Below are 14,805 nucleotides of genomic sequence, written 5' to 3'. Positions count from 1 at the left end.
CTTTTGTAAAAATAATAAAAAAGCGTGAAGATGAGCATTAGGGAAGAATTAAAGTCTGCACTAGTACATCTGGGTTCTGATCCCCGATCATTCGAGGATTTAGCCCTGGAAATATACCGTTACCAATTCCACCAAAACCCGGTTTACCAAGCTTACGCCTCCAGTCTGAATAAGACCCCGGATCAGGTGAAAAGGTTGGAGAAAATACCTTTTTTGCCCATTTCCTTTTTCAAATCCCACCCTATCAGTACGGGATTCTCAGAACCTCAGGTCATCTTTGAGAGCAGCGGCACTACCTCTAGCACTACAAGCAGACACTTGGTGAAAGACCTTGCGCTATACGAAGTCCTAAGTAGAAAGACCTTTGAGACCATCTATTCTCCCCTTTCAGACTACCATATCTTCGCACTTTTACCTTCCTATCTCGAACGAAATAACTCTTCGCTCGTGTATATGGTTGAAAACTTTATTTATAACAGTTTTAGCAAATTCGGTGGTTTTTTCCTTAATAATACAGAGGAAATGGTAGATCGAATGCTTGCAGCAGATCATAGAAAAATCCTCCTAATAGGTGTAAGTTTTGCATTATTAGACCTGGTAGAAAACACGGCATTGGTCAAAAAACTGGAACCTATCCGTGACAGACTTATCGTAATGGAGACGGGAGGAATGAAAGGAAGAAGAAAAGAATTAATCAGAGAAGAACTTCATGAGATTCTAACCCAAGGCTTTGGTATAAAAACCATACATTCAGAGTACGGGATGACTGAACTTCTATCGCAAGGTTACTCAAAAGGCGAGGGAGTTTTTGAACTTCCCCCTTATATGAAAGTCCTCCTTAGAGAAGTGAATGACCCGTTTACTTACCTACCTCATTTTGCTATTGGTCAAAAATCTGGCCCACACAAGCAAAGAACAGGAGGAATTAACGTCATTGACCTCGCAAATATAGATTCATGTAGTTTCATTGAAACTCAGGACCTAGGCGTCTTCACAGAAGACTACAAAGGATTTAAAGTGGTAGGAAGATTTGATAATTCAGATATCCGAGGATGTAACCTACTCCTTAGCAGTTAAAATATGTGCAACTATTTTTACAGCGTGTTCGCGTGAATTTTCTATAAATAACCTTCTGGTATCTAGGCCTCCGCATATGACGCCGGCTAAGTATAGTCCGGGCACATTAGTCTCCATGGTGTTCTCGTCATAAAAAGGCTTTCTTACTCCGTCTTCAGAGAGTTTAATCCCTAGTTTTTCTAAGAAGGAAAGATTAGGCGTATAGCCCGTCATGGCTAAAACCCATTGATTATCTATCACCACCTCTCCTTCCGGAGTATGGATCACTACTTCGTGTTCTCTCACTTCTTTGAGAGTAGAATGGAAATAAGCCTTTATAGAACCTTCCGCAATCCGGTTTTCTATATCAGGTCTTACCCAATATTTCACAGTCCTACCTATCTCTCCATCTCTAATGACCATGGTCACATCTGCACCTTTTCTAAAGGTCTCAAGAGCCACATCTACGGCAGAGTTATTAGCTCCTATGACTACTATTTTTTGGAAAGCATAGAAGTGTGGATCTTTATAATAGTGTTTCACCTTAGGCAAATCTTCTCCCGGTATACCTAAGAGATTAGGAATATCATAAAATCCTGTGGCCAAGATCACTTTTTCAGCTGAATAGGTTCTTTTAGAAGTCTTCACTTCAAAACCTTTCTCTACTTTATATACATCAGAGACTTCTTCAAACAAGTGGATGTTCAACTGTTGATTTTGAGCCACTCTTCTATAGTATTCCAGAGCCTCCGCGCGGGTAGGTTTTGCAGAGTTAGAAACGAAAGGAATATTATCTAATTCCAGTCTCTCTGAGGTACTAAAGAAGGTCATTGTAGTTGGATAATGATATAGAGAATTTACTAAACATCCCTTCTCTAGGATTACATAATCTAATCCTGCTTTCTTACACTCTATTCCGCAGGCCATTCCTATGGGGCCTCCACCTATGATCACTACCATATCTATATTAAAAAGGGCTACCCTAACAGATAGCCCCTCCTTTAATTACTTTGTTTCTTCAAAAATTTCAGGTAAGAATTGACTCAGCGTATTATACCAGTTAATGATCTTTTTTACATCAGTAGCGTAAACTCTCTCCTTGTCAAATTCAGGCAATACCGTTTCAAAAAAGTCGAAATAATCTTTATTGCTGGCATTCTTCATATCGAAATCCACTTTTTCACCGTGCTTTTCACGGATGACCAGGAAGATCTCACTTAGAGGTTTTGATTCATTAACGTTCTCAGTATATACTGAGATCTCTTTCAATACAGATACTTTAGCATTGGCATTGATCATTTCTCTCTTCTTGCTAGCATCTAAAGATTCAACGATAACTCCGCCTCTTCCTGGTTTAACTATTCGGTATAATCCCGGTCTGCCAGATATATTGGCTACCTCCTGTAATAATTCCATAAATTAAAATTTCAATACATTTGATTTTGGACGCAAGTTACTTAAAAAATGAAATCCCCTTAGCATTTAAGGCACGCATATTACTACCCTTCATTAAAACTTTTAACACAACACCCTGCTCATAAGCATTTTAAACTTCATCTACAGCAAGCAATAGTGCATTATGAGCAAACTCATATTTTTCCGATATCTGCTGTCATATTTCCCCCTTTCTCACCCTCCTAATTTTACACCTCAATAACTAAAAACCTCTGACAGATTATGCAGAATAATACTCAAACATCAGGTGTTGGAGTCTTGGAGCAGTTCGAATATGACAACAAGATCGTCAAGGCCTTCCTTATAGCTTCAGTGGTATATGGAGTAATAGGAATGTTAGTCGGACTTACTCTGGCGATCCAACTATTTCTACCCGAAGCGAACTTCGAGAACCCCCACACTACATTCGGTAGGCTAAGACCTTTACACACGAATGCGGTCATCTTTGCCTTTGTAGGGAACGCCATGTTTGCCGGGGTCTACCATTCCAGCCAAAGATTACTTAAAACTGGTCTGTTCAGTAAGGCTCTATCCTGGATTCACTTCTGGGGATGGCAGTTGATCATTCTGGCTGCGGCAATCACTTTGCCTATGGGCTTAACCTCAAGCAAAGAATATGCTGAATTAGAATGGCCTATTGACGTAGCTATTGCACTGATTTGGGTGGTATTTGCCATCAACTTCTTTGGAATGATAGCCAAGAGAAGAGAAAGACACATGTATGTGGCCATCTGGTTCTATATTGCCACCATAGTGACCGTAGCTCTTCTTCATATTGTTAACTCTTTAGCCATTCCGGTATCATTCACTAAGAGTTATTCCATGTTTGCAGGGGTACAGGATGCTTTGGTTCAATGGTGGTATGGACATAACGCTGTGGCATTCTTCTTGACCACACCTTACCTAGGTCTAATGTATTACTACCTACCAAAAGCAGCTAATAGGCCGGTATTCTCTTATAAACTTTCCATCATACACTTTTGGTCCCTCATTTTCATTTACATCTGGGCAGGACCTCACCACTTATTATATACCTCTCTTCCCGACTGGGCACAAAGTTTAGGTACGGTATTCTCCGTTATGCTTATTGCTCCTTCCTGGGGAGGTATGCTAAACGGCCTATTAACCTTAAGAGGAGCTTGGGATAAAGTAAGAGAGGACAATGTCCTGAAGTTCTTTGTGGTTGCGGTTACTGCTTATGGTATGGCCACTTTCGAAGGCCCTATGCTATCCTTGAAAAATGTGAACGCCATAGCGCACTACACTGACTGGATCGTAGCACACGTACACATCGGAGCATTAGGCTGGAATGGTTTCATGATCTTTGGTATCCTATACTATTTGGTACCAAAAATGTGGAATACTAAAATGTACTCTAAGTCTTTAGTAAACCTACACTTCTGGATAGGAACGCTGGGTATCATTTTCTATGCTCTACCTCTCTATTGGGCAAGTTTAACTCAAAGCTTAATGTGGAAAGAGTTTACCGCAGATGGATTCCTGGCTTATCCTAACTTCCTTGAAACCGTTACTAAGATCGTGCCTCAGTACATGATGAGAGCAGTAGGTGGTACCATGTACTTGGTGGGTGTTTTCATAATGATATACAACTTACTTAAAACGGCCGCTCAAGGATCCTTTGCTGACTATGATGCAGCTGAAGCTCCAGCTCTTCAGAAAAATGTACAGGTAGTAGGTGGAGGATGGCATACTATACTTGAAAGAAAGCCATTCATATTCACAGGTTTAGCCATAGTTGCGGTTGCCATAGGCGGTTTAGTGGAATTCGTACCTACAGCTTTAATCAAGTCCAATGTGCCTACCATAGCTTCTGTAAAACCATATACTCCTCTTGAATTAACAGGTAGAGACATTTATATCCGTGAAGGCTGCGTGAGCTGTCACTCACAGATGGTACGACCATTCAGAGACGAGACAGAACGTTATGGAGAGTATTCTAAAGCCGGAGAGTTCGTTTATGACAGACCATTCCTTTGGGGATCAAAAAGAACCGGTCCGGATCTACATAGAATTGGAGGTAAATATCCTGACAGCTGGCACTACAACCACATGTTTGACCCTACTTCCATGTCTCCAGGCTCTATCATGCCTAGCTACCCTTGGTTAGTAGATGATGATATAGACTACTCTGATCTTCCTAAAAAGATCAAAGTGATGAGACAACTCGGTGTACCTTACGAAGAAGGCTTCGAAGATACGGCAGTCGAAGAGTCAAACAAACAGGCGGAAATCATCGCGAAAAACCTGGAAAAGGATAAGATAAAGGTAACAAAAGACAAAGAGATCATCGCTTTGATAGCTTACCTACAAAGATTAGGAACAGACATAAAACAAAAGTAAGATCATGTTTAAGCACTATTTCGAACTAGTAGAGGGAGTTAGCATCTACCCGGTCTTCTCCCTGATCGTCTTCTTTCTATTCTTTATAGGTCTGGGCTTTTATGTCTATAGATTAGATGCCAAGAAGAGAGAATATCTGGAAAATTTGCCTCTAGAGGATTAAAAATTAAGTCAAAATGGAATACAAAATAAATACTATAGAAGATCTTCTACTGGTCATATTAGTTATTCTAATGATCGGTGTGGCGCTAATGTTGATCTTTGTAATCTTACAAACCAATAGCACAACAAAGCGCCTGATAGCCTATAAAACGGGGCAAACCTACGAGGAGTTTGACTTTGGGAAATGGTGGAAGAAGATCACCGGAACTACAGTGAGTGTGAAGGATGAAAAAGAAATCCTTCTGGATCATGATTATGATGGCATAAAGGAACTTGACAATCACCTTCCACCATGGTGGCTTAACCTGTTCTATATTACTATCATCTTCTCAGTGGCTTACTTACTAATTTTCCATGTATGGAAAAAAGCTCCTCTATCCGGTGAAGAATATGAGATCTCTATGGAAAAAGCCAGAAAGGAGGTTGAAGCTTACCAAGCACAACAAGGTAATGCTATTGACGAGAACTCCGTAAGCTTAACCCTGGAGGACACTAAAGCGCTAGCTAATGGTAAAAGCATCTTTGATGCAAACTGTGCAGCTTGTCATGGTGCGAACGGTGAAGGTACTGTAGGTCCTAACTTGACTGACGAGTACTGGTTACATGGTGGTGGAATTAATAACGTGTTTAAAACCATTAAATACGGTGTTCCGGAGAAAGGTATGATCTCTTGGCAATCCACCATTAAACCTAAAGATATGCAAGACGTAGCGAATTATATCTTGTCTTTACAAGGTAGCAAACCCGCCAATGGAAAAGCGCCCGAAGGGGAATTATTCGTCGTGGCAGCTGATTCTACGGCACAACAATAAGAAATAATGTCAAGCAACTTAGATTTTATCGACGAGGCCTATAGAGATTCTATAGGCACCGTTGATAAAGACGGAAAAAGAATCTGGGCTTATCCCAAAAAGCCTTCTGGTTTTTACCATAATAAAAGGTTGATAGCAACCGCCATCTTCCTTTTGGTATTCTTTTCTGTTCCTTTCATAAAGATAAGTGGAGCTCCCCTTTTGATGATTAATATCTTCGAAAGAAGATTTTACATCTTCGGGCAACTCTTCCTCCCTCAGGACTCTCTTGTTTTTAGTATAGGTCTGATCACCTTCTTTGTATTCATCACCCTATTTACCGTAGTCTATGGTAGAGTTTGGTGCGGCTGGGCCTGCCCACAAACCGTGTTCATGGAAATGGTATTTAGAAAAATTGAATATTGGATTGATGGTGATAGACAGCAACAAAAGAAACTGGCTGATAGCCCATGGACGAAAGAAAAAATCTTTAAAAGATCCCTTAAATACGCCGTATTTGCTTTGATATCTATCATCATTGCTCATACTGCTATGGCCTACCTGATCGGCCCTGAAAAAGTATTCCAATTAATTACTCATAGTCCATCTGAAAACCTATCCGGATTTATAGGGCTGGTGGCCTTTACTATCATCTTTTTCTTTGTCTTTACCAGACTTAGAGAACAGGTTTGTATTGCTATCTGCCCCTACGGTAGGTTACAAGGAGTATTAGTAGGTAAAAATACTATGAATGTCATATACGACTGGGTAAGGGGAGAACCCCGTGGACGATTGAAGAAAGGCGCTGTAGATGTAGATAAAGGCGACTGTATAGACTGTAAACTATGTACGCATGTTTGTCCCACAAACATAGATATCCGAAACGGTATCCAACTAGAATGCGTCAACTGTACCGCCTGTATAGATGCCTGCGATGAGGTAATGGAGAAGATCCAGAAGCCAAAAGGTCTAATCAAATTCGGTTCAGTAGAAAGTATTGAAACAAACAAACCCTTTAGAATTTCACCGAGAGCCATAGGCTATTCAGTGGTATTGCTTATTCTAATAGGGGTAGAAATCTTCATACTTGCCGGACGCTCCCAAGTGGAAGCAACCGTCCTTAGAGTCCCCGGCCAATTGTACCAAGAAAGACCAAACAATCGCCTTTCTAATCTGTATAATGCCCAGATTCTAAATAAGTCAAAAGACACGCTTACCATATACCTGAAATCTAATTCAGGAGTTCTAAACTTGGTAGGACAAGAACAGAGCGTTAAAGTGCCTTCCGGACAGAAAAAAGAAGTGGTATTCTTTATTGAATTGGATAAAACATACATCAAGAAAAGAAAGACGGAGCTTGAGGTTAGTCTAATGTCTGGCGACCAAGAGATTGAAACGGTTAAAACAACATTTTTAGGATATACAAACCCATAAGATCATGAACTTTGGACATAAAATAGCTATCACCTATGGTGCATTTGTAGTCTTCATCTTATCCTTGGTAACCTTCTGTGTTAAACAAGATGATATTACCCTAGTAAGTCCGGATTACTACAAAAAAGAAATAGCTTACCAGGAGGAAATTGATAAATTACACAACACCTCCGATCTCAGCTCTCCCATAAACATTCAAAAAAGTGCTGAATCCATTAAAATCTCCTTTCCTGAGGAACTCAAAGGTTCAAAAGGCACCATTCTGTTCTACCGCCCTTCAAAAGCTGGTCTAGACATAGAAGTTCCCTTTGTGTTAGCAGATCAAACTGAACAAGTCATTCCCACCCAAACCTTAGCAAAAGGCCTTTGGGTACTAAAAATGAATTGGTCAAACAAGGGCAAAAACTACATGAAAGAGGAGAAAATTATCCTGTAAGTGATACATTCTGCGTTTATATTAGGGTTAGTAGGTAGCCTGCACTGCTTAGGCATGTGCGGGCCTATCTCTTTATTAGTTCCGGCTAACCCAAGGAGATACCTGCTTAGCAGGGCTATCTATAATAGCGGAAGAATCACTACTTATGTACTGTTAGGCTTATTTATTGGAGTTTTAGGCCAACAAACAGGGTTTTATCTTTCTCAAAAGTATCTTTTTATTGCCCTAGGGGTTCTGATTTTGACCTTCACATTACTGCCAATTAAGTTCAAAAGCAAGATTGATCAAAGCTACTTCATAACAAGATTTACAGCCAGCCTAAGAAGAGGGATTAGCCAGTTATCTTCAAAAGGGGGAAAAAGCAAACAATTTTTATTCGGAATGCTTAATGGCCTACTTCCCTGCGGCATGGTCTATGCAGCATTAAGCGGGGCATTCGTATTGGGAAGCTTGAAAGAGGGAGCCTTGTATATGCTATTCTTTGGAATTGGCACCCTACCGGTTATGATGAGCTTTGGATTTATTGGAAAATGGATTCCCTCAGGATTAAAAAGTCAAAAGGTTTTCATTTATGCCTATCTCATTTTAGGTGTATTCTTCATTTACAAAGGAATGCATCTCCCCACAATGCATGGGGAAATGACCCTTTGTAAAGCACCTTAATTACGCATATTACGCAAACGATCAACATCCAAAAGGGATATTCTCCCTCCCGTTATCTCTATTAATCTTTCATCTTTAAAGTCTGACAAAGTACGAATGGCCGTTTCTAAGGAAGTGCCCGCCTTGGAAGCTAAATCTTCCCTACTCACTTTTAGTGATTCTGTTTCATCTTTGAAGAAAAGCAATAAAGACTCTGAAACTCTTTTTCTAACCGAATTATAAGCTAGCTTAATCAGCTCCGACTCTATGGTTTGAATATTCTTTGAAATCAATTGAATAAACTTTATAGAAACGGATGGATTTTTAAGGATCAAATCCGAGAAGATCTTTCTGGGGATCAAAATCACCTTACAATCTTCCAGAGCCGTCAAGGTTTCATTGAAATTAGACTCCCGAATGAGGTCCGTATAACCTATAAAATCCCCCTCATTGTAAAGATTAATGATTAACTCCTTCCCGTATTCATTCGTCTTGTAAGCTTTGGCCTTACCGGATTGCAGATAGTATAAATATAAAGGATAGTCTCCTTCCCTGTAAATATCTGTCTTCTTCTTGTAATCCCTCACTTCCCTGTTTTCAATCAGGTTTTTCAAGGCCCTTTCTCCTTCAGCATCGGATACCAACTGATCTAGACCCTGCATATCCTTGGAATACTCCTTCCTAACCAGTTCCTTTTTTTTCAGGCGACTACGGATAGCATTGATTAATTCTACATCTTCAAAAGGCTTTGTGATATAATCATCAGCCCCCATCTCCATACCTTTTCTAAAGTCTAAGCGTTCAGCTTTAGCCGTAAGGAAAATAAAGGGAATATCAGCAGTCTTTGGCTCTTTGGATAAGAAATAAAGAACAGTATACCCATCCATCACCGGCATCATGATATCACATACAATAAGATCCGGGACAGATTCTCTAGCTAAATCTAAACCCTCCTTACCATTAGCAGCAGTAATGACATCGAATCCATCCAATTCCAGAATCTCGCAAATGTTCTCACGAATCTCCTGGTTATCCTCTATTAATAATATTCTCATAGTCTTAACTTTCAGGCAGGACAACTGTGAATTCAGTTCCCACGTTCTCTGTGCTTTCAAATGAAATCGTTCCGTTTAACAAGGTCACGTAATGACTCACGATACTCAAGCCCAATCCGGTCCCTTGAATTTCCCCCGCATTACTCATCCTGTAGAATCTTTCAAAAACTCTCTTTCTTTCCCCTGCCGGAATTCCAATCCCCTCATCTTTGACCTTTAACACCAAGCCTTTATCATCAAGATGAGAACTTAGGCGGATAGTTTTTCCATTTGCAGAAAACTTAATAGCATTCGAAAGTAGATTCAACAATATATTGGTAATCAACCTCGGATCGGATTTAAATCTCAATGAACCCGTATGTTGCCTCACTATAGTCTGATCCTTTTTCAATAAGGGCAAAACTTGATTATAGACTTCTTCCATTAATATATCAACTTCAAAAGTCTCCGAAGAAATAACAACCTTACCCTCTTCTAATCTATTTAGAGATAGAAAATCATTGAGGATCTCTGTTAAATTTCTTACGGCTGATTTTATCCTCTGAATATGCCTATCTCTCTTCTCTATTTCATTCAAATTGCCATATTTCTCTACTAAAGACAAGGATGAAAGTATTGTGGCTAATGGCGTGCGGAACTCATGAGAGGCAATAGACACAAAGCGACTCTTCATAGAGCCCAGTTCCTGCTCTCTCTTTAAAGCATCATCGAGATCATTCTTAATTGTCTCTAAGCTTTCTATCGTACTCCTTAAGTCAAGAGTTCGTTCTTCCACTTTCTTTTCAAGTTCGTCTTTGTAGGCAATTAGCTTTAATTCCGCTTCTTTTCTCACACTAATGTCGATCACAAAAGCGATCACGAAATTTCCGGTACTATTGGAAAAAGGGCTCAAACTGATCTCCACCGGAAATTCAGAACCATCTAACCTCAATCCATATAAATCTCGCCCCAAACCCATGGAGCGCGCTTGCGATTCACCATGGAATGATTTTCTATGGTTTGGATGAGATTTATGATATCTCTTTGGTATCAGATCTTCAATTCTTCTTCCAGCCAAGGTATTTTCAGGATACCCAAATATCTTTTCCGCGCTAGGATTAGCTCGGATAATCATCCCATCTTGATCTACGATAAAGATGCCCTCTGTGGTATACATAAAAATCCCTTCCGAAGGATCTGAAAAGTCCCTTTCACCCATACTTATTTGTTTTAAAGTGCCCGATAGACACTTGTAAACCTTACAAAATTATTTCAACTCCCAAAGTTATAAAATGATGTTCATCATTCCCTTAAAAATCATCTTAATAATGACCAGAAAATCATCTATATTTGACTGTTATTCAGCACATTAATTATTTTACCTCTGAAAAAATATTCTATAAATTTCAGATTGAGGGACTGATTTAACCTTTTGAATATGAGAATGGTCATATTTTTCCGAATTCCAGGTCATTTTATAAATCTTAGCATTGTTCCAGTTTTGTAACCAAATACTTAACAGGACCAAAATTCACATGACCTTTCTTAAAATTTGGGGAATATGAAAATTAAAGAAATAGAGCAGGTGAAATGCTATCATTGCGATAGCCTTTGCGAGCAAGAAACCTTGCATTATGACGATAAAGTGTTCTGTTGTGTAGGATGCAAAACCGTATATGAAATCCTTTCCGATAATGGGCTTTGCACCTACTATGACTTTAATGATGGTACGAATCTGAAAGCCAAAAACTTTCAGGGTAAATACGATTTTCTAAGCAACGAAACCATTTGCTCTTCCTTATTGGATTATAATAGCCAAAACTTAGCTAAAGTCACTCTATTCATACCGGATGTACACTGTAGCTCTTGCGTTTGGCTTTTGGAAAATTTCCAAAAGATCAAAGAGGGAATCCTTACTTCCCGACTAAATTTCATCCAAAAGAGGCTTTTTGTCAGTTATGATCCTCAGAAAGTCACACTCAAAGAAATAGTAGAACTACTTGCCACCTTAGGCTATCCCCCCAGCATCTCATTCGGAAGTGTAAAGGCAAACGAACCAAAACAAAATCATTCCATCCTCCTAAAAATAGGAGTTACCGGATTCTGCTTTGGAAACATTATGCTACTAAGCTTTCCTGAATACTTTAAACTGGATCTCCAAAATGCAGTAGATGCTCAATACCAGAAGTTCTTCTTGTACTTGAACTTCCTATTGGCACTTCCGGTATTCTTTTATGGTGCATCTGATTTCCTCAAAGGTGCCTGGATCTCTATAAAAGAGAATTGGAAGAAAACCACTAACGTATTAAGTGTAGACATACCCATCGCCATGGGAATCACGGCACTCTTTATTCGTAGTACCTATGAAACATTCATAGAACAAACCTCGGGATATTGGGACAGTTTAGCGGGACTCGTACTGTTCTTATTGGTAGGTAAATGGATGCAGCAAGTTACTTACAAGTACCTTTCCTTTGAACACGACTACAAATCTTACTTTCCTCTAGCTGTTAAAACGAAAGACGGAGAATTCAAGAACATTTCTGAACTTCAGCAAGGTGAAATCGTAGAAATCAAACATCAGGAACTCATACCGGCAGACTCCACCGTAATTTCCGGTAATGCGCTAGTCGACTACAGCTTTGTTACTGGAGAATCCGCTCCTATAGAAGTTCAAGAGGGAGAAAGTATATATGCAGGAGGCAGGCAATTAGGCACCCAGATTGATATCCGAATCGAAAAGCCGGTTTCAAAAAGCTACTTGACAGAACTATGGAACAATGAAGCATTCAAGAAAGAAAAGTCTTCTCGGACATCTCACTTTGCTAATATTTTCGCCAAATATTTTACCTATATAGCTATAGGTATAGCCCTTATCACAGGCATATATTGGAAAATAAATAATCCTGAACTCATGTGGAGAACAGTCACCGCTGTTCTAATGGTGGCCTGCCCCTGCGCACTTACCTTGGCCTTACCATTTGCCATGAATGCAGCCATGAGCATTTTGGGCAAGAACAAGTTCTTTGTCAAAAATCAAGGTATTATTCCATTATTGGCGGAAATAGACACCATAGCTTTTGACAAAACCGGTACCTTAACAGAAGGACATACGGGTCAAATTGCATACCATGGTCAAGAACTAAATATAGAAGAACTGAAATGGGTCAAATCCCTCACTTCCCAATCTTTACATCCCCTAAGTAAACTGTTGACCGCCCATATACCAGAAGCTACTTACTCCGTTTCTAACTTTAAGGAAATCAGAGGCCATGGCATAATGGGCAAGGTGGAAGGGCACGCACTACGTTTAGGTAGTGCTAGCTTCCTTCAGGTAAAAGACAGAGAACCTGGACAGGTCTGGATCGAAGTAGATGGAGTAATTAAAGGATATTACCAGATCGAAACAAAATACAGAAAGAACTGGGATGGGGTCCTTAATCGATTAAGCCAATACTATGACCTGAGATTAATTTCTGGAGATGGAGATAGAGACAAAAGAGTTTTAGCTCCGTATTTCTCAGATATGAGATTCCAACTAAAACCTCAGGATAAATTAAGCTATATACAAGCCCTTGACGGTAGGAAAGTCCTAATGATAGGAGATGGCTTAAATGACGCGGGAGCGTTGCGACAAGCACATGTAGGAGTAGCCTTAAGTGAGGACATCAATGCCTTTTCCCCAAGTTGTGACATCATACTGGATGCTGAAGGTTTCGGAAAACTAGGGAAATTCCTATCTTTCAGCAAAGCATCCATGCTAGTAGTAAGAGCAGCTTTTGCCCTTTCTATATTATATAATTTCATAGGACTTGGCTTAGCCACCAGTGGATACCTGAGCCCTCTGTATGCAGCCGTATTTATGCCATTAAGTTCTATGTCAGTAGTCCTATTCGCAGTAGGTTCTACTTATTTATTTGCCAAAATTAAAAAACTGATCTAATGGGAGTTATTGTATTCTTAGTGATATTGGCACTCTTGATTGCCGGTGGATTTTTGATCTCATTCTTTTGGGCTACAAAAGATGGACAATTTGATGACACGCATACACCTGCCATTCGGATTCTATTCGAAGACGAAAAAAAAGATTAAGCTTTAATGGAAGTTTTTTCCAGATCAAATAGATCTGTTATGAAGTCAATGAGTTCTTCGGCCTCACCTCTTTTACAAGCGGCTTTCAATTGAAGAACAGGCATTTTAATGATCTTTTGCATCATTCCGGAAGTGATTTTCTCCACTTTTTTAGCCTCCTCTTCTGTCAAACCTTTCAAATGCTTAGCCATTTCCTCTTGACGAATCTGCTCTAAAGCATTCTTAAGTTTATGAATGGTAGGAGATAACTGAAGCTCTTTAGACCAAGTATCTATATCTTCTACAAGTTCCTCAATAATGCCTTTTACCGCTGGAACTGCTGCTAATCTCTTGTCTATAGATTCATCTGTGATTTGTTGAATCTCATCCAATCCATAGAAAACTACACCCGGCAATTCAGCTACTTCCGGATGAATACTATGAGGAATAGAAAGGTCAAAACAATAGGTAATAGACTGACGCTTGCTCAATACAGACTTAGTGATAATGGGCTGCATCAAACGCAAAGAAGAGATGATAATATCAAACTCCGAAATCCTATTGATCAAATCAAAATAGGACATATAATCGTACTGATAAAGCTCAGCTAAAGCCTCCGCTTTTTCTTTACTACGATTACATAAAGTCACATTCTTGATGTCTTTCTCAAACAAAGTTTTAGCCACATCTTCTCCCATTTCTCCCAATCCCAAAACTAAAATTCTAGGATGAGCCATGGCAGGAAGAATACTTTGCATCAAATCAATAGTGGCATAAGAAGTGGAAGCTGCACCATCATGGAATTCCGTTTCCTGTACCACCCTCTTATTCGCAAAGAAGATAGTGTGCATAACTCTATGCAGGTACGTGCCCGTCATATCCATATCAGCAGCCCATTGATAAGCTTGCTTAACCTGATTAATGATTTGCTGGTCTCCTACTACTTGAGAATGCAATCCTAAAGCAACTTCAAAAAGATAGGTCAAAGCAGCCCTCTCTTCTGTATTAACTTCAAAATACCCTTCTAATTCTGAGGAATCAATCGCCTTAACTGAAGCTAAAAGACGAATCAAATCTGCACTGATGTCATCAGCCGACCGGAAATATACTTCCGTTCTATTACAAGTAGAAATGATCAAAGATTCTTTGATACCTAAAACATCTTTGAATTTGATATACAGATCCTTAATCTCACCCTCTGACAAGGTCAGTTTCTCCCTAATTTCAAAGGGAGCTTTTTTATAAGACAAAGACAAACTCTGTAATCTCTCTGACATTCCTTTACAAAATCGAACACAAATTTACTCTTAATTTTAGTACAAAATCTAGTTAAATCTAAATTTAGAAATATTCTAAATTCCTA

The 14,805-nt window shown here is 39.4% G+C and carries 14 protein-coding genes; 9 read left to right on the top strand and 5 right to left on the bottom strand.

Translation table 11 applies throughout. The features are described from left to right. Positions 1-30 precede the first annotated feature (30 nt). Positions 31-1,077 (top strand): acyltransferase, encoded by a 1,047-nt coding sequence (locus LBYS_RS13780; protein WP_013409457.1) that lies wholly within the window; start codon positions 31-33, stop codon positions 1,075-1,077. Here the strand turns inward: LBYS_RS13780 and LBYS_RS13775 are convergent. Next, positions 1,060-2,016 (bottom strand): YpdA family putative bacillithiol disulfide reductase, encoded by a 957-nt coding sequence (locus LBYS_RS13775; protein ID WP_013409456.1) that lies wholly within the window; start codon positions 2,014-2,016, stop codon positions 1,060-1,062. The genes LBYS_RS13780 and LBYS_RS13775 overlap by 18 nt on opposite strands. Before the next feature lie 45 nt (positions 2,017-2,061). Beyond that, the gene (locus LBYS_RS13770) at positions 2,062-2,472 is read right to left on the bottom strand and encodes a DUF5606 family protein (RefSeq protein ID WP_013409455.1); all 411 of its coding nucleotides are present in this window, start codon (positions 2,470-2,472) and stop codon (positions 2,062-2,064) included. A 261-nt stretch (positions 2,473-2,733) separates the two neighbouring features. On the opposite strand from LBYS_RS13770, the gene ccoN reads away from it, so the two are divergent. From ccoN to LBYS_RS13740, 6 genes are read left to right on the top strand one after another with little or no spacing between them, the layout of a single operon-like run. Beyond that, positions 2,734-4,872: a cytochrome-c oxidase, cbb3-type subunit I gene (gene ccoN, locus LBYS_RS13765; protein WP_013409454.1), complete on the top strand. Its 2,139-nt coding sequence runs from the start codon at positions 2,734-2,736 to the stop codon at positions 4,870-4,872. A gap of 4 nt (positions 4,873-4,876) precedes the next feature. Next, a complete protein-coding gene (locus tag LBYS_RS13760) occupies positions 4,877-5,035 on the top strand; it encodes a hypothetical protein (RefSeq protein WP_013409453.1) in 159 nt (52 codons plus the stop codon). Positions 5,036-5,048: 13 nt separating this feature from the next. Continuing rightward, positions 5,049-5,846 carry a cbb3-type cytochrome c oxidase N-terminal domain-containing protein gene (locus tag LBYS_RS13755; RefSeq protein ID WP_013409452.1) on the top strand — a complete coding sequence of 266 codons (798 nt, stop codon included), beginning with the start codon at positions 5,049-5,051 and terminating at the stop codon, positions 5,844-5,846. 6 nt (positions 5,847-5,852) lie between these two features. Continuing rightward, entirely contained in the window at positions 5,853-7,259 is a 1,407-nt protein-coding gene (gene ccoG / locus LBYS_RS13750) for a cytochrome c oxidase accessory protein CcoG (RefSeq protein ID WP_013409451.1), read from the top strand. Between the two features lie 4 nt (positions 7,260-7,263). Then, complete coding sequence (locus LBYS_RS13745; protein ID WP_013409450.1) at positions 7,264-7,695, top strand: FixH family protein; 432 nt, start codon at positions 7,264-7,266, stop codon at positions 7,693-7,695. Further along, a complete protein-coding gene (locus tag LBYS_RS13740) occupies positions 7,696-8,358 on the top strand; it encodes a sulfite exporter TauE/SafE family protein (RefSeq protein ID WP_013409449.1) in 663 nt (220 codons plus the stop codon). It abuts the gene before it with no gap. Here LBYS_RS13740 and LBYS_RS13735 read toward each other — a convergent pair. Next, positions 8,355-9,392, bottom strand: a complete 1,038-nt coding sequence (locus LBYS_RS13735; protein WP_013409448.1) for a response regulator — start codon at positions 9,390-9,392, stop codon at positions 8,355-8,357. The genes LBYS_RS13740 and LBYS_RS13735 overlap by 4 nt on opposite strands. 4 nt (positions 9,393-9,396) lie before the next feature. After that, positions 9,397-10,590 carry a PAS domain-containing sensor histidine kinase gene (locus LBYS_RS13730; protein WP_013409447.1) on the bottom strand — a complete coding sequence of 398 codons (1,194 nt, stop codon included), beginning with the start codon at positions 10,588-10,590 and terminating at the stop codon, positions 9,397-9,399. Positions 10,591-10,932: 342 nt separating this feature from the next. On the opposite strand from LBYS_RS13730, the gene LBYS_RS13725 reads away from it, so the two are divergent. Together LBYS_RS13725 and ccoS are read left to right on the top strand one after the other, a co-directional pair. Beyond that, entirely contained in the window at positions 10,933-13,314 is a 2,382-nt protein-coding gene (locus LBYS_RS13725; protein WP_013409446.1) for a heavy metal translocating P-type ATPase, read from the top strand. Beyond that, complete coding sequence (ccoS, locus tag LBYS_RS13720; protein WP_013409445.1) at positions 13,314-13,463, top strand: cbb3-type cytochrome oxidase assembly protein CcoS; 150 nt, start codon at positions 13,314-13,316, stop codon at positions 13,461-13,463. The genes LBYS_RS13725 and ccoS overlap by 1 nt, the downstream gene beginning before the upstream one ends. Here ccoS and hemA read toward each other — a convergent pair. Next, positions 13,460-14,719 (bottom strand): glutamyl-tRNA reductase, encoded by a 1,260-nt coding sequence (hemA, locus tag LBYS_RS13715; RefSeq protein WP_013409444.1) that lies wholly within the window; start codon positions 14,717-14,719, stop codon positions 13,460-13,462. The genes ccoS and hemA overlap by 4 nt on opposite strands. Positions 14,720-14,805: the final 86 nt, after the last annotated feature.

It is taken from the genome of Leadbetterella byssophila DSM 17132, assembly GCF_000166395.1.
In the GTDB taxonomy this organism is placed as follows: domain Bacteria; phylum Bacteroidota; class Bacteroidia; order Cytophagales; family Spirosomataceae; genus Leadbetterella; species Leadbetterella byssophila.
The sequence above is the reverse complement of the archived record's forward strand: the minus strand, read 5'-3'. Positions and strand labels throughout refer to the sequence as shown.

Bases quoted from the DNA above. Each gene is read 5' to 3' on its own strand.
- LBYS_RS13780 (WP_013409457.1), top strand. From the start codon at position 31: ATGAGCATTAGGGAAGAATTAAAGTCTGCACTAGTACATCTGGGTTCT.
- LBYS_RS13775 (WP_013409456.1), bottom strand. From the start codon at position 2,016: ATGGTAGTGATCATAGGTGGAGGCCCCATAGGAATGGCCTGCGGAATA.
- ccoS (WP_013409445.1), top strand. From the start codon at position 13,314: ATGGGAGTTATTGTATTCTTAGTGATATTGGCACTCTTGATTGCCGGT.
- hemA (WP_013409444.1), bottom strand. From the start codon at position 14,719: ATGTCAGAGAGATTACAGAGTTTGTCTTTGTCTTATAAAAAAGCTCCC.
- LBYS_RS13755 (WP_013409452.1), top strand. From the start codon at position 5,049: ATGGAATACAAAATAAATACTATAGAAGATCTTCTACTGGTCATATTA.
- LBYS_RS13760 (WP_013409453.1), top strand. From the start codon at position 4,877: ATGTTTAAGCACTATTTCGAACTAGTAGAGGGAGTTAGCATCTACCCG.
- LBYS_RS13725 (WP_013409446.1), top strand. From the start codon at position 10,933: ATGAAAATTAAAGAAATAGAGCAGGTGAAATGCTATCATTGCGATAGC.
- LBYS_RS13730 (WP_013409447.1), bottom strand. From the start codon at position 10,590: ATGGGTGAAAGGGACTTTTCAGATCCTTCGGAAGGGATTTTTATGTAT.
- LBYS_RS13735 (WP_013409448.1), bottom strand. From the start codon at position 9,392: ATGAGAATATTATTAATAGAGGATAACCAGGAGATTCGTGAGAACATT.
- LBYS_RS13770 (WP_013409455.1), bottom strand. From the start codon at position 2,472: ATGGAATTATTACAGGAGGTAGCCAATATATCTGGCAGACCGGGATTA.
- LBYS_RS13745 (WP_013409450.1), top strand. From the start codon at position 7,264: ATGAACTTTGGACATAAAATAGCTATCACCTATGGTGCATTTGTAGTC.
- ccoG (WP_013409451.1), top strand. From the start codon at position 5,853: ATGTCAAGCAACTTAGATTTTATCGACGAGGCCTATAGAGATTCTATA.
- ccoN (WP_013409454.1), top strand. From the start codon at position 2,734: ATGCAGAATAATACTCAAACATCAGGTGTTGGAGTCTTGGAGCAGTTC.